Consider the following 21,655-nt stretch of genomic DNA (forward strand, 5'->3'; position numbering starts at 1 on the left):
AAAAAAAGCACACAGGCGTGTGCTTTTTTGTTTGGTTAAGACTGACTTTTTGAAATCGCCTGTTCTAGATCTGCCAGAATATCTTCAATCGCTTCCGTTCCAACAGATAAACGAATGAGTTCTGGTGTGACACCTGTTGCTTGTTGCTCTGCCTCACTTAATTGTTGATGTGTTGTGCTGGCAGGATGAATGATCAGTGATTTAGAATCGCCCACGTTTGCAAGGTGAGAGAAAAGCTGTACAGAATCAATGAGTTTTTTACCTGCTTCTCGGCCACCTTTAATACCAAATGTGAGGATCGCGCCTTGTCCTTTTGGTAAATATGTTTGAGCCAGATCATAGGATTCATGACCTTCAAGGCCTGGATAGCTTACCCACTCTACAAGAGGATGGTCTTGTAAAAATTTCGCTGTTTTTAGCGCGTTCTCACTATGCCGCTCGAGCCGCAGGTGCAATGTTTCTAAGCCTTGAAGAAGTAAAAATGAGTTGAAAGGTGACAGTGCAGCTCCTAAATCACGTAATAGCTGTACACGTGCTTTTGTAATATAAGCAGCTTCTCCAATCGCTTCTGTATACGTTAGGCCGTGATAACTTGGATCTGGTTCCGTCAGCCCTTTGAACTTATCACTATCAGCCCAAGGAAATTTGCCGCTATCGACGATGACACCGCCAATTGATGTTCCATGACCACCAATGAATTTCGTCGCTGAGTGGACGACGATGTCTGCACCAAACTCGATCGGTCTTAATAAATAGGGGCTGGCGAGCGTATTGTCCACAATAAGCGGAATATGGTGCTTGTGTGCAATGGCTGAGACGGCTTCAATATGTAAAATGTCGCCTTTTGGATTCCCGATGCTCTCTGCATAGACTGCTTTTGTTTTATCCGTAATTGCTGCTTCAAGTTCTTCGAGGTTGGATGAATCGACAAATTTCACGGTAATCCCGAGCTTCTTTAATGTATGAGCAAATAGATTGTAAGTACCTCCATAAAGACTGCTGGAGGATACAATTTCGTCTCCGGCTCCTGCAATGTTTAAAATAGAGTAAGTGGTTGCTGCTTGTCCAGAAGAAACAGCGAGTGCACCAATTCCGCCTTCAAGCTCAGCGATCCTTTTTTCAAACACGTCGTTTGTAGGATTCATAATACGTGAATAAATATTTCCAGGTTCCTGCAGTCCGAATAAATTCGCCGCATGCTCACTATCTCTAAAACCGAAAGAGCTTGTTTGATAAATAGGCACGGCTCTTGAGTAGGTCGCTGAATCAAGTTCCTGACCTGCGTGAATGGCTTTTGTTTCTAAACGAAATTGAAGTTCTTCTGACATATGTGTGTATCCTCCTTTTGTTAGATAAAACCAACTACTTTGATAAGAAATATTTAATAAGACTATAAATCTTGTTTCATGCTTGGTCAATCATTTTTTAGATAAATCTGAAAAAACAATAAATATAGTTGACAGGTCGGAATAGTGTGTATTAACATAAGCTTACTGAAAACATGAATCAAAATAGCTGATCGGTCAACCGAAGGCTCTATCACTCAAGCATGGGTGAAGGGCCTTTTTTTATTTCAATGAGAAAGGATGATGAACGTGAAGAAAAAGAAAAAACGAAAAAAATACAGAAAACATATGGACCTCACACTAGACATATTGATTGAGCGGAACAAATATGAGATTTACAGCAATCAGGAACGAATAGAAGCGATTTACGATCGAATTGATGAAAAGCATACAAGGTCGAACTAACCATTTTATAAAATATAGTTGATTTATATGAATAATCTGTTTTAGGATGGTGCTAACAAATCAATATGACTAGCTGATCGGACAACACGAAGGCTCTTATCTCTCATTTGGGATAAGGGCCTTTCTGTGCTTATGTCTGATGACAAGAGGAGTGGAGGTTTCATTGACGATTTCAATTGATATTGTGGATAAGTCCTTTTGGAAGGAGAAACAAACCATTCAAGTGCTTGAAGACTTGAGGCTTAGCATCGTGACTGGTGAATTCGTGACGGTGATTGGTCCGAGCGGATGCGGAAAAAGTACATTGCTAAAGATGATTGGAGGGCTTGATACAGAGTATGATGGACAAATCGTGATAGGGGAAAGGCGTATTACAGAACCGGGAATAAAACAGGGCTTTATCTTTCAGGAGCATCGTTTGTTTCCGTGGCTCACGGTCGAAGAAAACATCGCTGCCAATTTCAATTTAAAACGATCAGATGTACGTCATAAAGTGGATGAATTGATTGAAATTGTCCGATTAAAAGGTTTTGAACACGCTTATCCACATGAGCTTTCAGGCGGGATGTCACAACGGGTTGCCATCGCAAGAGCACTCCTTCGTGAACCGGAGATTTTATTGCTTGATGAACCATTTGGTGCGCTGGATGCATTCACACGGAAACACTTGCAGGATGTGCTGCTGGACATTTGGCAGAAGAAAAGAACAACGATGGTGCTCGTTACTCATGATATTGATGAATCCATTTATTTAGGAAATGAAATTGTGCTGTTACAAGCAAAGCCTGGTCGCATTCATAAAATTCTTCCCGTGAACTTACCTTTTCCGCGCGATAGAACGTCAACAGCTTTTCAAAGCTTAAGACAAAAGGTGCTTTCAGAATTTGAGAAAACAGATGAGCTGTTACTGACGGATGGATCAGGAATTTAAGGGGGACAAATGGCATGAAAAAGAAAAAAAGGATCTCTCTCTTTTTGATTCTCCTCCTTGTATTAGCAGGGTGTGATCAAGCAGCAGATGGATCAGAAAACAAGGTGAAAGAGATTCGGATTGGGATTCAGCAAAGTTTAAGCCCGCTGCTTTTAGCAAAGGAAAAGGGCTGGTTTGAACAATCTTTTGAAAAAGAAGGCGTGAAGGTAAAGTGGGTGGAGTTTCAAAGTGGCCCTCCCCAATTTGAAGGGCTTGCTGCAAATCAATTAGATTTTTCACAGGTTGGAAACTCACCTGTCATAGCCGGTCAAGCAGCAGGAATTGATTTTAAGGAAATTGGTTTATCTCAGGATGGCTTGAAAGCAAACGGTATTTTAGTAAACAAGAACAGTGCGATTCAAAAAATAGAAGACTTAAAAGGAAAAAAAATCGCCGTTGCCAAAGGAAGCAGTGGGTTTGATTTTTTATACAAAGTATTAGATCAGGCAGGATTATCTGCGAAGGATGTTCAGATCATTCAGCTTCAGCCTGATGAAGCGATATCTGCGTTTGAGAATGGGTCTGTCGATGCTTGGTCGATCTGGGAGCCGTTCCTATCACTCGAAACGATACAGAAGGGAGCCACGCTGCTGGTAAATGGCGAATCGACGGATTTATATTCTCCAGGTTTCACTCTAGTGAGAACCGGGTTTGCCGATCAGCATCCTGAACTAGTGGTGCAATTCTTAAAGGTATATGACCATGCGGTGAAATGGCAGAAAGCACATAAAGAAGAGGCTGTTACCCTCTATGCACGTTTGAAAAATTTAGATCAGAAGGTCGTGAAACAAGTATTGAACAATACGGAGCCGCTCAATGAGCCCATTTCTCAGAAGATCATAAACGCCCAGCAGCATACCGCTGATTTTCAATATAAAACAAAGGCGATCCAGCGGAAGATAGATGTAAATCAGGTGGTAGACAATTCGTTTATTGAAAACATGCTGAAAGAGGAGAAGGATTGATGAAAGCTATTTCTAACCCAGCTCTAGCAACTAAAACCGAACGGACGAAGAAAAAAAGGAGAAAGGCTTCATCTTTCCATATGTTAAAGGGACTGGTGTTACCCGTTCTACTCATTGCTATTTGGCAAGGTATAGCTAGTGCTCAAATCGTTTCTTCAACTGTGCTTCCTTCGCCCGCCATGATTGCGGAATCTTTTCGAGAGTTGATCCGTTCTGGTGAATTGTTTGGCCATCTTTACATCAGTCTTTATCGAGCAATATGTGGATTTTTACTTGGGGGAGGTTTAGGGCTAATGCTTGGCGTATGTGTGGGGTTTTCTCGGAAAACAGAGCAGTATGTGGACCCGACCTTGCAAATGCTAAGAACAGTTCCTCATTTAGCGGTCACTCCTTTATTCATTCTCTGGTTTGGCTTTGATGAAACGGCGAAAATTTTATTGATTGCACTTGGTGCTTTTTTTCCGATTTATATTAATACCTTTTTAGGGATTCGCAGTGTAGATAATAAGCTGTTTGATGTGGCTCGCGCTTTAGAATTTAATCTGTATCACAACATTACAAAGCTGATTTTACCTGCTGCTCTTCCACATATTCTTCTAGGCGTGAGGCTATCATTAGGAATTGCTTGGCTTGGTCTAGTGGTAGCTGAGTTGATGGGCTCAAGCAGTGGCGTCGGCTATATGATCATGGATGCAAGGCAATTCTCTCAAACGGATAAAGTGTTTGTAGGAATTATCATTTTTGCGGTAGTAGGTAAGCTGACAGATTCCTTTGTACGTTTGTTAGAAAAGCGACTGCTCAAATGGCGCACAAGTTATCAAGGGGAAAAATAACAGGGGGAGATATGATGAATATTCTATGGTTTATTCCAACGCATGGAGACGGTCGTTATTTAGGATCATCGAAAGGGGCAAGAAAGGCAGACTATCCATATTTTAAACAAATTGCACAAGCTGCTGATCAGCTTGGGTATACAGGGGTCTTGCTGCCTACAGGGAGATCCTGTGAAGATCCATGGCTGACGGCAGCTGCTTTAGCTGCCGAAACAACTCATTTAAAGTTCCTTGTGGCCCTTAGACCAGGGCTTATGCAGCCTTCGGTTGCTGCCAGAATGACTTCTACTTTAGATCGTCTTTCAGGCGGGAGGCTGCTGATCAATGTTGTAGCGGGAGGAAGTAAAGAAGAGCTTGCAGGAGATGGATTATTCATTTCTCATGATGAACGCTATGAGGCAACCGAAGAGTTTTTGACGATTTGGAAGCGGTTATTGAAAGGAGAGCATGTACAGTTTCAAGGGAAGCATCTACAGATGGAGAATGGCCGGCTATTATTCCCGCCAGTTCAATCGCCCCATCCACCTGTCTTTTTTGGCGGATCATCAGAAGCAGGAATTCAAGCAGCCGCTAAGCATACAGATGTTTATTTAACTTGGGGCGAACCGCCTGAACAAGTAAAGGAAAAAATCGCACAAGTGAAGAAACAGGCTGAAAAGGAAGGAAGAACGGTGAAGTTTGGCATTCGTCTTCATGTGATCGTGAGAGAAACAGAAGAGGAGGCATGGCAGGCAGCAGAACATCTCATTCGTCATTTAGATCAAGAGACCATTGATGAGGCGCAAAAGGCTTTACAGGGGATGGACTCGGTTGGCCAAAGACGAATGGTGGAATTACATCAAGGGAATAAAGACAAACTTGAAATTAGCCCAAATCTTTGGGCAGGCATTGGTTTAGTACGTGGCGGTGCAGGAACAGCCCTCGTTGGAGACCCGCAAACCGTGGCAGATCGTATAATAGAATATCAGTCTCTAGGGATTGATACATTTATATTTTCTGGATATCCGCACTTGGAAGAAGCTTATTATTTAGCAGAACTTGTTTTCCCGCTCCTTCCATTTAAGCATCATGGCGATGCAGGACCACATGTGCCAGCTGGTGAAATCATTGGGAATCATTACTTTCCTGATACAGCCTCTGCTGCAAGTTCCTCATAAATATTGAAAAAGCAAAGCAGTTGGTGGTCGCTGCTTTGCTTTTTTCATAGAAAGAAAGGCGAGCCATATGTTGTGTACCGCTGAAGAAGGTAAGGGCTTTTTTCCCAATGCGCTTTCTTGTATATACATATTTTAAGTGGCAAGAGAAGAAGGAAAATATACTCACTCTTTTATCGGAATTATCAGTAAATATTTCATAATTGGTGGCTTAACGACATATAAACAGGACTTTTATATCTGATATATCGGGGGAATTCTTTCTAGCTCACAAAAAAGAAAGAATATATAAAGGAGATGATAAGAATGGACTATTTCAAAAAAAGAAGAAAAAAGATGGTTTAATTGACATTATATGGGTTCGGTGGTTCGAATGGAGTGGCAAAATCTAGTGAATAAGGGAGGGTCTATGTATTTTAAAGAGAATAATTGAATAAAAAGTCACATTTTATCCGAAGGTATGTTCGGTCAAAAATGGGATCTTCTGTTGATGTTTGGAGTGTAACGCCTATGATACGATCATCATAAGCTGGGAGGTGAAAAGTATGACTTATGCAGCGCCGCAAGTTGACTATTCCACTATGGAACCTGCTATTATGGACCAAGCTTGGTTCTTAGTATTTGTTGCTGTCCTTCTTGGATTGGGAGCAACAGTTGTTCTAGGAGCAGCAGTTTGGTGTTTAGCAAACGGCAAGGGTAGCTTTACAGGAGCCGTTCAGTGGGAAAGTGGCTTAAAAGTCCAAATTGAATGTAAGTAGCTATACTTAGGATTCATCTTTTTACTTCTTAGATAAGACACCAGGGCTAAACCGTCTGTGGCGGGCGGTTTAGCCTGATCTGTTTTTAAAAGAATATGCAGACACTTGGAGGTTATATGTTTACGATCGAGAATTTAACCAAGACGTATAAAAATAATGTGACTGCTGTCAATGACTTTCATTTAAAGATTGCCCCTCATCAAATCGTTGCTGTTGCTGGACCCAATGGATCTGGTAAAACAACGATGATTAATTGTATACTCGGCATCATTAAGCATACAAAAGGAACAGTTCACTTGCAGGATGTCACAAATGATGATCCATCCTTTAAAAAACAAGTAGCCTATATTCCAGATGACCTGCTGCTCCCTGAAGCATTGACTGGTGCTGAATATTTAGATTTTGTTTCTTCTATGTATGAATGTAAAACAATTCATAGAAGAAATCAACTAATTGAACTGTTTGATATGGACTCGGCTTTATCAAGACCGATCGAAACCTATTCACATGGTATGAAAAAAAAGACACAGCTGATTGCCGCCTTTATGCTTGATAGTCGATTGGTGATCATGGATGAGCCCTTTAGAGGACTTGATATTGAAGCGGTTATAAACACAAAGAAACTGATGAAGCGTTATGCCGAGAACCATGGTGCAATCTTGCTTTCAACGCATGATATGCTTTCAGCGGAAGAGCTGTGCCACAAAATCGCCATTATTTCTAAGGGAAATAAAATGGACGAAGGAACGGTCCCAGCTTTAAAGGAGAAGTATCAATCAAGCACACTGGAACAGGTGTTTCTGAAAGCTTCAATGTTAAGTGATAGGGGTGCACATTTTGATGAAATCATTAATCATTTCTAAAATGATGCTTAAAATGTGGCAGCAGGAGATGTATAAGCTCTTTGATACTCAAACGAAGCGAATCATTGTGGTCTTATTCTTTTTGTTTGCAGTCACAATGGGGGCCATCATCGGATACAGTTTTACGGGTGTTTTTATGAAGGCTTTCTTAAATGGGGATGAACGTTCACTTGGATTACTTGTTGTGTCGATGGCCATCAATGCATCCATTTTTACAAGCTTGTTATTTGTTCTGATCAAGGTCAGAACGCCTGAACAAGACCGCTTTTCGATGCAGCTCAGCTGGTTCCCGCTCTCTACCTTTCAGAAAAGTCTTGGATACTTCATTCCGATGGTGACAGTGGTGACAGGGCTTGTTTTATTTTTTATCGGTATTTTGCTTTTACCTAACTTTATTGCCCAGGGAATAGGTGTTTACTTTATTTTTACGTTCTTTTTAATGGTGCTTTTGCAATCGCTTTTTGTCTTAATGCTTTTGCAACTCATTTATAATATGACGTATTTGGTCGTTCTGAAATTAAAATTACCGTTGCAAAAATTTGCAGCGATCTTTGTTTTATTAGCACTGGTTGTAGCGTATGGAATGACGCATTTTGATATCAGTCAAATTCAGCAATCATATGTACAGTTTGATTATCATTTGATGTATTTTACAGCACCGTTTTTCTTAGCGGCTCAAGGAATGTCTCCTGAAGGGGTAAACTATGCAATTTTGATTCTGTTTATCCTTTTATCGGCGGGCGGCGCCTTTCTTTCTCTTGCGATGATGCCGATTATGGCAGAGAAAAAAGCGTTAACCTTTTTAAACAAGCTGCCGTTCTCTTCTTCAAAAAAATGGTCACTTATTGTAAAGGAAATGAAATCACAGGTGCGAAATGAAGAAAATATTTTAAACTTTCTCATTCTCCTCATTGTGATCTTATTCGTCCGTTATCAGTTTGGGTTCCGCTTTGAAGAAGAAGCATTTTTTGTTCTCTGCGCTCTCGCTGGATTAACCGCCTTCAATTCATTTGGCAATGATAAACGAATGCTAGGGATGTATAAAACGTTTGGCCTGAGATCGTGGGAAGTGGCTCTGTATAAGTTTATCGGCCTTTTGCTTGTTGGTGTCCTGCAAATTGTTTTATTCATGCTGACAACGCTGACGCTTCCTGATCAGATTTGGAACGTATTGATTGGAGCCGCTGTGTTATGCAATGCCACTGCGCTTTTTTATGTGGTGGGTATTTTACTTCCGCTTGATCGAAACAATCCATACACGGGCATTTTTTCATTTGGAGCGCTTATTTTACTCATGATTCCGATTGTTTTTATTGGAAATTATGTCATAGGGGAATCGAGTCAAATGCTTCAGTGGCTGCTTGTAGCAGGATTTGAATGTCTGCTCATCTTTGCCATATACAAAGGTTTTTCATGGAGGTATTCACATGATTCAACTTCTTAACAATAAGCTAAAGATTGAGCGGGTACCGGCTCTTGGGCCGTATGTGACCTTACAAAAGAGACATTTGACTGATAGGCAGTATGGAAGCACACTCCCGATTAATGAAAGTGCATACCATATGTTAACGAAAGTGGACGGCAAGCGGACAGAAGCGAGTATTACGGCAGAGCTTGCCGATTTGTTTCAGGTCGATGAGTCTGTGATTGCTCGTGATTTTTATCAACTGATGATGTGGCTGAATCAGCATCATTTGCTATCTATTCATTATCAATCGCCATATCGGATGGTCACAGCCTGCTGTCAATTTTTTAAGCAGTATCAAGTAAAGATGAAGGAACGGTTTGATTGCACGGGACACTCGTTTTTGCAAATACTGGGGACGGCCTTGCTTATGGTGACGCGCAAAATCATTTTTTTCTGGGCGCTGTTCATGGTCATGGCAGGAATCGCCTTTTTATTCATTCCTGACCCGTCGATTGCAGCCATTGCGATTTATTTTACGATTATTTATTTCGGATTAATTACCGGGACCGCCTTACATGAGGCAGCACATGGCTATGCACATCGGAGGTTTGCGGGACGGGATGGTCCTCAAGGTTTTTTTGCGAGCGATTTGATGTCTGTGAAATTTGTGAGACCCGTATTAGATCCGTTTCAGAAAAAGCAAGTATGGATTACGCTGCTTGGTCCGCTTTTGCCAGGTGTCATTGGCGCAGCAGGGATCATTGTGACCATTTTATTTCTAAAAGAAAACCCGATTTCGACAGGTTTTTTCATTTTTTCAATTACGTATTTTATTCAATTACTCTATCTTCTTCCGTTTATGGGGGATGGTAAATCCATTATGAAGCAGCTATTGCTTGGTGGGATGGGAGGACAGCGATCATGAACGTTCAGGCAATGAAACAAGGTGCTATAGTTGGCGGTTTTCTAGGATTCTTAGGCTTTCCGATGCTGACAATCGGTGTATTGTTCTATCATTTATTTCAATCAAAAACGAATGATGCTTTATTATTTAACAGTCTCGCTTTTGAGATGGAAGGTTCATCCGCATTTACTTTTCAGATCAAGCCAAACTTTTTTATTTATATGATGGTGATTTTTGCGGGGAGTTTTCTCATTGTGGCCATCTTATCAGTCATGAAGCAGAAAAAAGCGAAAGATTAGGAGAATTCTCCTAATCTTTTTTTGTATATTCAACCAAATTTTAGTATAATAGAAAATAAAAAACATCAAAGGGGATCTCAATGTTAAAAAAATGGAGTGTTCTTATATTCACTGTTTTTCTATTAGCAGGATGCGGTGAGAAGGCCGAAGAAACCACGCAAACCGAGAAGACGGTATCTACAATAAACACGGAGTCTGCTACAAAGAAGCAAGTAACGATCGAAAAAATGAAACTGACAAAAAAAGAAAAGAACTTACTAGAAGCATCAACTACTAATGAAATGGTGGCTTTAACAATAAAAGGATTAACGAAGAAGGATAAGAGTATTACGTTTATCGGGAGTCATTACAAAAATGGCCGATTAGCTAATAAGGAAGCATCATCTGCCACCTTTACTTTACATCAGGATGGTACCGACCAAACGATGAATGTACTTTTACAGTTAAGGCATGAGAAAGATACATATGAATCACAATTTAGTATGTGGTCAGACAACAAGAATGAGGGAATGACAAAAGCAACAGCAAGCTTTCCGTTCAAAGTAAGTGATTATGTTTTTTCTGCACAATCTGATACTGTCAAAGTCTCTTCTGGAGGAAAGGCACTGATTGCGTATACAGCGGCAATGGGGAAAGACGGAAATTCACCGATGCTTGAAGAGATTGAGAACAATCCTAAGCAAGCGCTGAAGAATAAGTCACACGCCTACTTATTTTATATTCAGCTCGATAAATAACTATCGTAATATATGAGAAGAATATGAAGTTTTTTGACGAAAAATCTTCATATTCTCTTGACGAATTGTTAAGAAAGTTGTAACATAATAAAAGTCAACGCGATGACGTTGCTTTTAAAAGATTGATGCGGGTGTAGTTTAGTGGTAAAACCTCAGCCTTCCAAGCTGATGTCGTGAGTTCGATTCTCATCACCCGCTCCAATACATAATTTTGTTTATAACGCAGTATTTCGTTTCTTAGATAAACGAAGTGTTGCGTTTTTTATTATGTCAGTATAATGTGAAAAAGCACTGTCAGGCTACAGTGCTTTTTCAATGAGTTCATATGTGCTATCTCCACCATGTATTTGTATAAACATCTTCGTCAAGGATTGAATAAGCGCTTCACTCTTTTCCCGGGAAATAGATGGCGGGAAAAGGATGATTTGAAGAATGTTATGTGTGTCTTGAGAAATTTGTGCTTTACTGGCTTCAGATAATAACCCTTTAAGCCCTGCGCCGTCCTGCCATTCAATTTGGCCAGTATCATTCTTAAATAATGAAAGTGGCCCTTTCAATTGATCGGCATCTAAAGTCAGGATGGGTAAGAAATATTTTAATGAGAAAAATATCGACAAATCCTGTACGGAATTGGTCGAGTCAATAAATTGTTCCTTTTGGATACGAGAAAGAAGTGGAAGGAAAGGAACGTCTTTCAAAAGATCCGTCCATTCTTTGATCGCTGGTATTTCTTCTAATATTTTATCTTCGTATTCAAAAAATAAAGATTCTTGAAACAGGCGTAATCGCCCCTTTAACATTTGAGGGGATGTACCGACTTCAATATGGGAATATTCAATCTGTCCAACATCGATAGACGGGCTTTTAGGATGAGAATTTTCCATATGTATCTTCACAGTGACTCACTCCAATCGGTCATGATACACTCGTATTATACTGAAAACAACAGAAGAAACAAAGAAAGGAGGTTTGCAAGGTGATTCATGTTGGAGAATTAAAAGAAGAATTGATTCAATATGCGAAAGAAATTGGTGTCGATAAAATTCGATTTGCAAGTGCTGATACATTTGATTCATTAAAGGACCGCCTCATCTTACATGAATCGTTAGGGTATTTGTCCGGCTTTGAAGAGCCTGATATCGAAAAACGAACGAACCCTTCTTTGCTGCTTCCAAAGGCCAAATCAATTGTTGCGATAGCGCTCGCGTATCCTTCCAAAATGAAAGATGCTCCTCGAAGCACAAAGGATGCGAGAAGGGGCATCTTTTGCAGGGCTTCATGGGGAACCGATTATCATGTTGTATTGAAAAAAAAGCTCGATATGCTCGAGGAATTTTTGCGAAGCAAACATGTCGATATTCGAACAAAATCAATGGTGGATACAGGGGAACTGTCTGATCGTGCAGTAGCTGAACGCGCTGGCATTGGTTTTAGTGCTAAGAACTGTATGATTATCACGCCAGAGTTCGGCTCTTATGTATACTTGGCTGAAATGATCACAAATGTCCCATTTGAACCGGATGAGAAAATTGAAGATCAGTGCGGAACGTGCAATAAATGTGTGGATTCGTGTCCAACGGGTGCGCTTGTGAATCCAGGACAGCTGAATTCTCAAAGGTGTATTTCGTTTTTAACTCAAACAAAAGGGTTTTTGCCTGACGAGTTCCGTTCGAAAATAGGGAACCGCTTGTATGGGTGTGATACGTGCCAAATCGTCTGCCCAATCAATAAAGGAAAAGACTTTCATCTGCATCCAGAAATGGAACCGGACCCTGAAATTGCAAAACCGCTTTTAAAGCCCCTCCTAACGATCAGCAATCGGGAATTTAAGGAAAAATACGGTCATGTATCAGGATCATGGCGGGGGAAAAAGCCTATACAGCGGAATGCCATTTTGGCACTTGCTCATTTCAAAGACACATCTGCATTACCAATTTTGATTGAATTGATGCACAAGGATCCAAGACCGGTCATTCGAGGTACAGCCGCTTGGGCCATTGGCAAAATTGGCGATGTGCAGCAGCTTAAAGAGCTGGAAAAAGCCCTTGAGTGGGAAAGTGATGAAGAAGCGAAACAGGAGATTGTGAAAGGGATTGAGTTCTTACAGACACCTTTAAATACTAAATAACATCCCTACGAACATAGAATAAACCAAACAGAGATGTTTAAAAAAGTTTGGTGGTGTCTGTGTGAAACAATTATTAGCGCAAACGTTAGAAGACAGGCTGGCGTATTTATTAAATGGCCATTCGATCAAACAGCCACAGCTCATGTCTGATGTGGAAGCAGTAGAACGAAAAAAAGAGCTTTTTGCTAGAAGACAGGTTGAGATTGTGAAAGCGAAGGCAAAAGCAAAGCTTCTCGATTCAACGATTCAGGATGATGGAGCTCAGCATGTGCAATACCTTGCTCACCTCACATATGTCTGTAAGGATGTAGACGATTCTTTTTATTTGGAGGAACAGGTGGAAAAAAGAGAAGCGTTTCTTTATAACGACATGCTTGTTAAAGATCGTATGATGCAGGAGGAATGGCACAAGGAAAAGCAGGAAGATGAGCGTTTCCAAAACGAGGAACAATTCGGGAGAGCCTTTCACTATGACCGGCGGGCAGCCGTGCAGTATGCGGAGACGTACTGGAATAAACGGAATCCAGCCTACAAAAATTTTGAAGATAACTGTACAAATTTTATTTCACAATGCTTGAAAGCAGGGAATGCGCCGACGAGAGGGTATCCGAACCGCGGATCTGGCTGGTGGGTACGTCCCCATACGTGGAGCTACAGCTGGACAGTGGCTCATTCGATGAAAAACTATTTAGTCAATTCTAAAGCGGGTTTAAGGGCAAAGAAGCTAAAAGAAGCGCAGGAGCTTCAAATTGGTGATGTCATTTGCTATGATTTCGAGGGTGATGGCAGGTATAATCATACAACCATTGTTGTTGATCATGATAAAGGCGGGATGCCCCTTGTGAATGCACAGACGTATGACAGCCGTATGCGTTATTGGTCGTATGAGGATTCGACCGCCTATACGCCAGCTATTCGTTATATGTTTTTTCACATTTTGGACGATGCCGCAAAGGATAGTTAATGGTATAATGTTGAGCGGAAAAGAAAATTAGAGGTGAACTTTCTTGGGACTTCATGTCGTTTTATATCAACCAGAGATTCCAGCTAATACTGGAAATATTGCGCGTACATGTGCAGCAACAAATACAACCCTTCATCTGATTCGTCCGCTTGGTTTTTCGACAGATGACAAAATGCTGAAGCGTGCAGGGCTCGATTATTGGAAATATGCCAATGTGGTCTATCATGATTCGCTTGATGAATTGTTTGATGCTCATCCGAAGGGACAATTCTTCTATATCACAAAATTTGGCCAAAAGCCGCATACAACGTTTGATTACTCTCAGGTAGATGAAGACTATTTCTTCGTCTTTGGCAGAGAGACAAGTGGATTACCGAAAGATTTGATTGAACGAAATATGGACCGGTGTCTTCGCTTACCGATGACAGAGCATGTTCGTTCGCTTAATCTATCGAATACGGCAGCGATCCTAGTGTATGAGGCGCTTCGCCAGCAGCAATATCGAGACCTTATATAAGAGCATGATAAAAGCCGAGCGGTATCTCGGCCTACAGTAAATATGCAAGTGCTGAAAACAACGAACTAAATGAAAAAAGGATGTTCCGCTGATGGAACATCCTTTTTTTCATTTACCAGGCTTGCCTTCGTAGCCAGCTGTGAAAATGGATACTAAAAACGTAATGATGACGCCCATCATAATGACCGTTCTCATATATGCTCCCCCTTATCCCTTTGTTCCTGCCCGCTGCCTGTTTCATATGATGTGAAGTTCGTCTTGAAAAGCAGAAGAAGAAGATCATTTTTCTCCTGTTTTTCCTTTATTATGAAGGGTCGTGCGGATGGTTGTCAATTCAGTTTGCCAATTCGTCATTTTGAAGAACGAAAGCATGTAATAGGACGCCTCCGCATAGATTGTAAAACAGTATCTGATTACTAGCTTCAATCTTGAAAGAGGAGGTTCATATGGATATTTTAAAGAAAATTGAACAGCACAGAGAAGAAGAGCAGCGTCTCAAATGGGAAGGCACATTCAGCGAATATTTAGACATTATTAAGGAAAATCCACTTGTCGCTCAATCTGCTCATTCTCGCGTTTATCATATGATTAAAGACAGCGGGATTGAAGAGAAGAATGGGGTCAGAACCTACAAATTTTTTGATCAGGAGCTTTTTGGATTAGAGGAATCACTAGAAAGATTAGTGGAGGAATATTTTCACCCGGCTGCAAAGCGATTAGATGTGCGGAAGCGCATTTTATTGTTGATGGGACCTGTAAGCGGCGGGAAATCTACGCTTGTGACTAGGCTGAAAAGAGGGCTCGAAGCATATTCTCTGACAGATCAAGGTGCAGTCTATGCGATCAAAGGCTGCCCGATGCATGAAGACCCGCTTCATCTCATTCCGCAAAATCTGCGGGAGGATTTTTATAGAGAATATGGCATTCGTGTGCAGGGAAATTTGTCTCCTCTGAATATGATGAGGCTCGAAGAGGAATATGGCGGCAGAATTGAGGATGTAAGGGTTGAGCGGATCTTTTTCTCAGAGGATAAACGGACCGGCATTGGTACCTTTAGTCCGTCTGATCCGAAATCTCAGGACATTGCTGATTTAACAGGAAGCATCGATTTTTCAACCATTGCTGAATTTGGATCAGAGTCAGATCCCCGTGCCTACCGCTTTGATGGGGAACTCAATAAAGCAAACCGCGGGATGATGGAGTTTCAGGAGATGTTAAAGTGTGATGAGAAATTTCTATGGCACCTTCTGTCATTAACGCAGGAGGGGAATTTCAAGGCAGGCCGATTTGCCTTGATTAGTGCGGATGAATTGATTGTCGCTCATACGAATGAAACCGAGTACCGGTCATTTATTTCAAATAAGAAGAACGAGGCGTTGCATTCAAGAATTATTGTCATGCCGATTCCTTATAACTTAAAGGTGACTGAGGAAGAACGAATTTATCATAAAATGATCTCAGAAAGTGATGTCTCAGATGTGCATATTGCCCCGCATACGCTGAAGGTGGCAGCGATGTTCTCTATTCTGACGAGACTCAAAGAGCCGAAACGGTCTGATATTGATTTGGTGAAAAAAATGCGTCTGTACGATGGAGAAAGTGTCGAAGGCTTTCAATCTGTTGATATTGATGAGATGAAAAAGGAATTTCATGATGAAGGGATGAGCGGAATTGACCCTCGGTATGTGATCAACCGAATTTCATCTACCATTATTCGAAAGAATATGGAGTCGATCAATGCACTGGATGTCCTTCGTTCCTTAAAAGAAGGGCTTGATCAGCACCCGTCTATTTCAAGTGAGGACCGGGAGCGTTATTTGAATTTTATTTCTGTTGCGCGAAAAGAGTACGACGATATTGCGAAGAAGGAAGTTCAAAAGGCATTTGTGTATTCCTATGAGGAGTCTGCGAAAACGCTGATGGATAATTATTTAGATAATGTCGAAGCTTACTGCAATAAAAACAAGCTGCGTGATCCATTAACTGGTGAAGAAATGAATCCAGATGAAAAGCTTATGCGTTCCATTGAGGAACAGATCGGAATTTCGGAAAATGCCAAAAAGGCATTCAGAGAAGAAATTCTTATTCGTATTTCGGCTTATGCAAGAAAGGGTAAACGCTTTGACTATAATTCGCATGAGAGATTAAGAGAGGCGATTCAGAAGAAGCTATTTGCTGATCTAAAAGATGTGGTCAAAATTACGACATCGACGAAGACGCCAGATGAGCAGCAGCTGAAAAAGGTTAACGAAGTAGTGGCTAGATTGATTGATGAGCATGGCTATAATTCAACAAGTGCAAATGAACTTTTAAAATATGTAGGCAGTCTTCTGAATCGTTAATAAATGAAGGAGGCATTATTGGCGCACATCCGCACCGGTAATGTCTTTTTTAGAAATGATCGTCATATCAATGACGGACAGCATACGATAAAGGAATCGATGGTTAAAAGAATTGTGCAAACAGGTGAGGAGGGGGATGGATGTCCCGGCAAGAAAAAAGTCAGTTTATTGTGTCACAGGAAGACTGGTCCCTCCATCGAAAAGGCTTTGACGATCAGCAGCGTCACCAGAAAAAAGTCAAAGAGGCGATTAAAAACAATTTGCCGGATCTTGTCACAGAGGAAAGTATCATCATGTCTAATGGAAAAGATGTTGTCAAAATTCCGATTCGATCATTAGATGAATATAAAATTCGGTACAACTATGACAAGAATAAGCATGTGGGTCAAGGGGATGGAGACAGCCAGGTTGGTGATGTTGTCGCGCGTGATGGATCAGACAGTAAGCAAGGGCAAGGGAAGGGGCAGGGCGCGGGAGATCAAGCCGGTGAGGATTATTACGAAGCAGAAGTTTCATTAATGGATCTAGAGGAAGCACTGTTTCGTGAACTAGAACTGCCCAACCTGAAACAAAAGGAGCTTGACGACATCATTGTCGAGCAAATAGAATTCAACGATATTCGCAAAACGGGCTTAACAGGAAATATCCATAAAAAGCGAACGATGCTGTCAGCATTTAAACGAAATGCGATGACAGGCAGTCCTTCCTTTTATCCGATCTATCCAGAGGATATCAAATATAAAACTTGGAATGAAGTGACCAAACCAGAGTCGAAGGCCGTCGTTTTGGCGATGATGGATACGAGCGGAAGTATGGGGCTTTGGGAAAAATACATGGCTCGGAGCTTTTTCTTTTGGATGACACGCTTCTTACGGACAAAGTATGAGACGGTTGATATTGAATTTATTGCCCACCACACGGAGGCGAAGGTCGTAGATGAAGAGCATTTCTTCTCGCGTGGCGAGAGCGGGGGAACCATTTGTTCTTCTGTCTATCGAAAGGCACTAGAGCTCATAGACGAACGATACCCGCCCTCGCGATATAATATTTATCCTTTTCATTTTTCTGATGGTGATAATCTGACTTCCGACAATGCACGATGTGTGAAGCTTGTTCAAGAGATTATGAAAAAAGCCAATTTATTCTGCTATGGTGAAGTGAACCAATATAACCGGCATTCTACATTAATGTCAGCATATAAACATATTCAAGATGAGAAATTTAAGCATTATATTTTGAAGCAAAAATCAGACGTTTTTCTCGCACTAAAAAAATTTTTTCAGCAGGAAGAAGTTCTTTCTTAAATAGCACATTTGAAAAAACCTTTCAGCATAAGGGCTGAAAGGTTTTTTTGCGTGAGAAAGGAAGGGATTTCCAGAAAAAAGTGAAACTTTCTCTTTGACATTTCAATTTTCATTTATTAATATTTAATCTTGTTAAATATAAGTTTTTCAAAAAAGATGCCGATCGTCTTTTCTTCTTTTTCTGCTCTTTGCTCATGAGTGAACAATAAGTATAAATGGGCTGCACACCATTTTTCAGCGGAGTAGATGAAGGGGAAATGACAGCTTTATGAGCTTGTTTCATATTCTGTCAGATGATGGGCATTCTAAGCTTGCTAAAGCAGATGACACTATATTTTTATACATGAAAGGAGAAACAAAACATGAACAGAGGACGTTTATTGCTAACGAATATTATTGGCCTTATTGTGATTCTTGCCATTATTGCCGGAGGTGCTTATTACTATTACGAAAGCACAAACTTTGTCAAAACAGACGAGGCAAAAGTGACAGGAGACATGTATCAAATCACAGCACCAGCAGCTGGACAAATCAAGGGCTGGGATATCAATGAAGGTGACGAAGTGCAAAAAGACAGCACAGTTGCAAAAGTTGAAGGAGAAACAAAAACAAACATTAAAGCAGTAGCTGATGGCACATTAGTCAAAAAAGAAGTACAAAATAATCAACAAGTGCAGGCAGGTACCGTTCTTGGTGAAACAATTGACCTCAGCAAGCTTTACATTACAGCGAATATTAAAGAAACAGACATTAAGAACATTGAAAAAGGCGACAAAGTTGACATCGTGGTAGATGGTGATCCTGATACAACATTCGAAGGAACTGTTGAACAAATTGGTTACGCGACAAACTCAACATTCAACATGCTGCCAGCAACAAATTCAAGTGGTAACTATACGAAAGTAACACAAAAAGTAGCAGTGAAAATTTCAATTAAAAACCCATCTGACAAAGTGCTTCCAGGTATGAATGCTTCTGTCAAAATTTCTTCTTAATGATGATTGATATCAAAAAATGAAAGGAGGTTGTCTGAGATGGCAAATCAACCTGCAGCGACAAAACAGGGAGCAGGCTCCTTGTCTTTACTGATCATTTTAATGGCCGGCTTGTTCGTAGCGATTTTAAACCAAACGCTTCTGAACGTAGCTATGCCCCATTTAATGACTGAATTTAATGTCAGTGCGACGACCATTCAGTGGCTTACAACCGGTTATATGCTTGTCAACGGTGTGCTGATTCCGTTATCAGCGTTTTTAATCACACGTTTTGGACAGCGCAGCTTATTCCTAGTGGCCATGATCTCGTTTACACTGGGTACCTTTATTTGCGGTATTGCACCGAACTTTTCGACGATGCTCATTGGCCGCTTGATTCAGGCAGTCGGTGGCGGAATCCTGCAGCCGCTCGTGATGACAACAATCCTTTTTATTTTCCCTCCGGAAAACAGGGGGAAAGGAATGGGGATTTTCGGTCTTGCGATGATGTTTGCACCAGCTGTAGGACCAACATTATCTGGTTACATTATTGAACATTATTCTTGGCGTATTATGTTTTATGGCCTTGTACCAATTGGTGCGATTGTCATTATCGCGGCTTTCTTTATGTTTAGAAATATTGTAGAGCCTAAAAAAATCAAGCTGGACACCCTTGGTGCGATTCTTTCTATCGTTGGTTTTGCTTCCCTTCTTTATGGAGTGAGTGAAGCGGGGAGTGATGGCTGGACAGATCCGATCGTCTTATCAACAATTATTATTGGTGCGATTGCGATTATTCTCTTTATTTTCCAACAGCTTAAAGCGGATAATCCGATGCTTGACTTCCGCGTGTTTAAATACAGCATTTTCTCGTTATCGAGTGTCATTAACATCATTATTACCGTTGCCTTATACACTGGGATGTTCTTACTTCCGATTTATCTGCAAAACCTCGTTGGGTTTACTGCATTACAATCTGGGTTATTGATGCTTCCAGGGGCACTTGCGATGCTGATTATGTCCCCGATTTCAGGGATTTTGTTTGATAAATTTGGACCTCGTCCACTTGCGATTGTGGGGATGCTGATTACTGTTGTCACCACGTATGAGTTTACAAGGCTGACCATTGATACATCCTATAGTCACATTGTGATCATGTATGCAGTGCGTGCATTCGGTATGTCACTCCTTATGATGCCAGTGATGACAGCTGGGATGAACCAATTACCACAGCATTTAAACAGTCATGGTACAGCGATGTCTAATACATTAAGACAAATTAGCGGATCAATCGGTACGAGTTTGATCACGACAATTTATACGAATCGAACAACATTCCATTATTCGAATATGGCGGATCAAACAAATACAGCTGACCCATTCTTTATGAATTCATTCCAGACGGCTGTGTCGAATGTGATGCATCATATGGGCATGACAGCTGAAGCTGCTCAAAAATATGTATCCACCCAGCTCTTTACGAAAGCACAGGTCGATTCAAACGTGATGGGCATCAATGATGCTTACATGTGGGTGACATTATTCTGTGCGGCTGGTGTGATTCTCAGCTTGTTCTTGCGTGATGTACGTAAGGATAAAAAGCGAAAAGAAAAACAACCTAAGAAACAGGAAATGACGCTGCTTCCAGCACCTAAGGAAGCAAACCAAGATGCAAGATAAGTGTGGAGGGACCGTACATGAAAATTTATGTCGTATACGATAGTGAAGGTGACCATACAAAGGCACTTGCAGAAGCGATTGTAGCGGGCGCAGGTGAAACAGAGCAAGCTGAAGTATTTATTGATCATGTGAAAGATGCGGATATTCGCAAGCTTGATCAAATGGATGCGATCATTTGGGGCTGCCCTGGTCACTTTGGTACCATTAGTTCTGGATTAAAGACATGGATTGACCGTCTTGGCTACTTATGGGCAGAAGGTAAACTCATCGATAAAGTCGGTGCTGTTTTCTGTACAACTGCTACAACGCATGGCGGTTTAGAAATGACGATGCACAATTTGATCACGCCAATGTTCCATCAAGGGATGCTTGTTGTTGGTCTTCCTGGAAATGTTCCAGAGAATGCTTTATACGGTTCTTACTATGGAGCAGGTGTGACATGTCCGATTGATTCTGATGAATTGATTTCCTCAGAAGGCATTGAACTTGGGAAAGCATTAGGAAGACGTGTAGCATCAGTCACTGCGTCATTTAAGCGATAAGGAGAGGGTTCTTTTGGCGACGATTATTGTAGCGTTAGTAGCTGCTGTTCTAGTCATTATCGGATTAGTAGCGTTCAATGTCAGACACGCTTCGGCCGAGAAGGAAGAGGTCAAGGAAGATGTGTCCAATCAGCCTGACGTGCCGCGTAGCGAGCCAGAAGCTGCGGCGAGACCTGTAGAGCCTGAAGAAGAAGTAAAAGCGTCAGAGCCTTCTCAAACGGACGAACACGTGTCTGGCGACGATTTCTATAGACAGGCGCTTCAAAAGTTTAAGCAGCCAGAACCACCTGTCAAAAAAGAAGAACCAGAAACAAAAATGAATGATGATATGTATCGTTCTGCTTTGCAGAAGCTAAAGCAGAAGGACAAATAAAAAAGAAGAACCTTTCATTGAAGTGACCCCCTAAATTTAGACGCGGGTTTTTTATGAGACAGCTTTCGAGGCATGAGTTCGATATTGTATCGGACTCATGCCTTTTAGTTTGGTCTTTATACGTGTGTGATTGTAGTAGTCAATATATTGTTCAAGTTGTTGCTTGAAGTGTTCGATGTCATCAAATTC

23 protein-coding genes and 1 tRNA gene are annotated in these 21,655 nt (G+C 41.1%); 21 read left to right on the forward strand and 3 right to left on the reverse strand.

Annotated elements, in window-relative coordinates; all coding sequences use genetic code 11:
- Positions 1–35: 35 nt before the first annotated feature.
- Positions 36–1,328, reverse strand: a complete 1,293-nt coding sequence (locus tag IEE86_RS18220) for a homocysteine synthase (protein ID WP_191098421.1) — start codon at positions 1,326–1,328, stop codon at positions 36–38.
- 261 nt (positions 1,329–1,589) lie between these two features.
- Here IEE86_RS18220 and IEE86_RS18225 point away from each other — a divergent pair, with 261 nt between their 5' ends.
- The 12 genes from IEE86_RS18225 to IEE86_RS18280 all read left to right on the forward strand — a co-directional run bounded on the left by IEE86_RS18225 (position 1,590) and on the right by IEE86_RS18280 (position 10,843).
- Complete coding sequence (locus IEE86_RS18225; protein WP_191098422.1) at positions 1,590–1,751, forward strand: FbpB family small basic protein; 162 nt, start codon at positions 1,590–1,592, stop codon at positions 1,749–1,751.
- 163 nt (positions 1,752–1,914) lie between these two features.
- A complete protein-coding gene (locus tag IEE86_RS18230) occupies positions 1,915–2,682 on the forward strand; it encodes an ABC transporter ATP-binding protein (protein WP_191098423.1) in 768 nt (255 codons plus the stop codon).
- Between the two features lie 14 nt (positions 2,683–2,696).
- A complete protein-coding gene (locus IEE86_RS18235) occupies positions 2,697–3,686 on the forward strand; it encodes an aliphatic sulfonate ABC transporter substrate-binding protein (protein WP_191098424.1) in 990 nt (329 codons plus the stop codon).
- An 80-nt stretch (positions 3,687–3,766) separates the two neighbouring features.
- Positions 3,767–4,519, forward strand: coding sequence for an ABC transporter permease (locus IEE86_RS18240; protein WP_224741084.1), 753 nt, complete (start codon positions 3,767–3,769; stop codon positions 4,517–4,519).
- A gap of 14 nt (positions 4,520–4,533) precedes the next feature.
- Complete coding sequence (gene ssuD / locus IEE86_RS18245) at positions 4,534–5,676, forward strand: FMNH2-dependent alkanesulfonate monooxygenase (protein WP_191098426.1); 1,143 nt, start codon at positions 4,534–4,536, stop codon at positions 5,674–5,676.
- Positions 5,677–6,218: 542 nt separating this feature from the next.
- Positions 6,219–6,431, forward strand: coding sequence for a hypothetical protein (locus tag IEE86_RS18250; RefSeq protein WP_003211695.1), 213 nt, complete (start codon positions 6,219–6,221; stop codon positions 6,429–6,431).
- Between the two features lie 116 nt (positions 6,432–6,547).
- Positions 6,548–7,294: an ABC transporter ATP-binding protein gene (locus tag IEE86_RS18255; RefSeq protein ID WP_191098427.1), complete on the forward strand. Its 747-nt coding sequence runs from the start codon at positions 6,548–6,550 to the stop codon at positions 7,292–7,294.
- Complete coding sequence (locus tag IEE86_RS18260; RefSeq protein ID WP_191098428.1) at positions 7,272–8,738, forward strand: hypothetical protein; 1,467 nt, start codon at positions 7,272–7,274, stop codon at positions 8,736–8,738. The genes IEE86_RS18255 and IEE86_RS18260 overlap by 23 nt, the downstream gene beginning before the upstream one ends.
- The gene (locus IEE86_RS18265) at positions 8,722–9,627 is read left to right on the forward strand and encodes a PqqD family protein (RefSeq protein ID WP_191098429.1); all 906 of its coding nucleotides are present in this window, start codon (positions 8,722–8,724) and stop codon (positions 9,625–9,627) included. Before IEE86_RS18260 ends, IEE86_RS18265 begins: the two co-directional genes overlap by 17 nt.
- On the forward strand, positions 9,624–9,905 hold the full coding sequence (locus IEE86_RS18270) for a hypothetical protein (protein WP_191098430.1): 282 nt from the start codon (positions 9,624–9,626) through the stop codon (positions 9,903–9,905). Before IEE86_RS18265 ends, IEE86_RS18270 begins: the two co-directional genes overlap by 4 nt.
- Before the next feature lie 80 nt (positions 9,906–9,985).
- On the forward strand, positions 9,986–10,642 hold the full coding sequence (locus IEE86_RS18275) for a putative periplasmic lipoprotein (RefSeq protein ID WP_191098431.1): 657 nt from the start codon (positions 9,986–9,988) through the stop codon (positions 10,640–10,642).
- Between the two features lie 127 nt (positions 10,643–10,769).
- A tRNA-Gly gene (locus tag IEE86_RS18280) sits at positions 10,770–10,843 on the forward strand.
- A gap of 98 nt (positions 10,844–10,941) precedes the next feature.
- On the opposite strand, the gene IEE86_RS18285 is transcribed toward IEE86_RS18280, so the two are convergent.
- On the reverse strand, positions 10,942–11,538 hold the full coding sequence (locus IEE86_RS18285; protein ID WP_191098432.1) for a hypothetical protein: 597 nt from the start codon (positions 11,536–11,538) through the stop codon (positions 10,942–10,944).
- Positions 11,539–11,621: 83 nt separating this feature from the next.
- Here IEE86_RS18285 and queG point away from each other — a divergent pair, with 83 nt between their 5' ends.
- The 9 genes from queG to IEE86_RS18330 all read left to right on the forward strand — a co-directional run bounded on the left by queG (position 11,622) and on the right by IEE86_RS18330 (position 21,466).
- Complete coding sequence (gene queG, locus IEE86_RS18290) at positions 11,622–12,770, forward strand: tRNA epoxyqueuosine(34) reductase QueG (protein ID WP_191098442.1); 1,149 nt, start codon at positions 11,622–11,624, stop codon at positions 12,768–12,770.
- Positions 12,771–12,831: 61 nt separating this feature from the next.
- Positions 12,832–13,734, forward strand: coding sequence for an amidase domain-containing protein (locus IEE86_RS18295; protein ID WP_191098433.1), 903 nt, complete (start codon positions 12,832–12,834; stop codon positions 13,732–13,734).
- Positions 13,735–13,777: 43 nt separating this feature from the next.
- Complete coding sequence (trmL, locus tag IEE86_RS18300) at positions 13,778–14,251, forward strand: tRNA (uridine(34)/cytosine(34)/5-carboxymethylaminomethyluridine(34)-2'-O)-methyltransferase TrmL (protein ID WP_191098434.1); 474 nt, start codon at positions 13,778–13,780, stop codon at positions 14,249–14,251.
- 446 nt (positions 14,252–14,697) lie between these two features.
- Positions 14,698–16,593 carry a PrkA family serine protein kinase gene (locus IEE86_RS18305; protein ID WP_191098435.1) on the forward strand — a complete coding sequence of 632 codons (1,896 nt, stop codon included), beginning with the start codon at positions 14,698–14,700 and terminating at the stop codon, positions 16,591–16,593.
- Positions 16,594–16,733: 140 nt separating this feature from the next.
- Entirely contained in the window at positions 16,734–17,897 is a 1,164-nt protein-coding gene (gene yhbH, locus IEE86_RS18310; RefSeq protein ID WP_191098436.1) for a sporulation protein YhbH, read from the forward strand.
- Positions 17,898–18,259: 362 nt separating this feature from the next.
- Positions 18,260–18,892 (forward strand): biotin/lipoyl-containing protein, encoded by a 633-nt coding sequence (locus IEE86_RS18315; protein ID WP_191098437.1) that lies wholly within the window; start codon positions 18,260–18,262, stop codon positions 18,890–18,892.
- A 39-nt stretch (positions 18,893–18,931) separates the two neighbouring features.
- Entirely contained in the window at positions 18,932–20,551 is a 1,620-nt protein-coding gene (locus IEE86_RS18320; RefSeq protein WP_191098438.1) for a DHA2 family efflux MFS transporter permease subunit, read from the forward strand.
- Positions 20,552–20,568: 17 nt separating this feature from the next.
- Positions 20,569–21,093: an NAD(P)H-dependent oxidoreductase gene (locus IEE86_RS18325; protein ID WP_191098439.1), complete on the forward strand. Its 525-nt coding sequence runs from the start codon at positions 20,569–20,571 to the stop codon at positions 21,091–21,093.
- A gap of 13 nt (positions 21,094–21,106) precedes the next feature.
- Positions 21,107–21,466, forward strand: a complete 360-nt coding sequence (locus tag IEE86_RS18330) for a hypothetical protein (protein WP_191098440.1) — start codon at positions 21,107–21,109, stop codon at positions 21,464–21,466.
- Positions 21,467–21,517: 51 nt separating this feature from the next.
- Here IEE86_RS18330 and IEE86_RS18335 read toward each other — a convergent pair.
- Positions 21,518–21,655, reverse strand: a 138-nt coding sequence (locus IEE86_RS18335) for an IS3 family transposase (protein ID WP_191098441.1), incomplete at its 5' end; no start/stop codon positions are given.

This window comes from Bacillus crepusculi (assembly GCF_014764715.1).
Taxonomy (GTDB): Bacteria; Bacillota; Bacilli; order Bacillales; family Bacillaceae; genus Bacillus.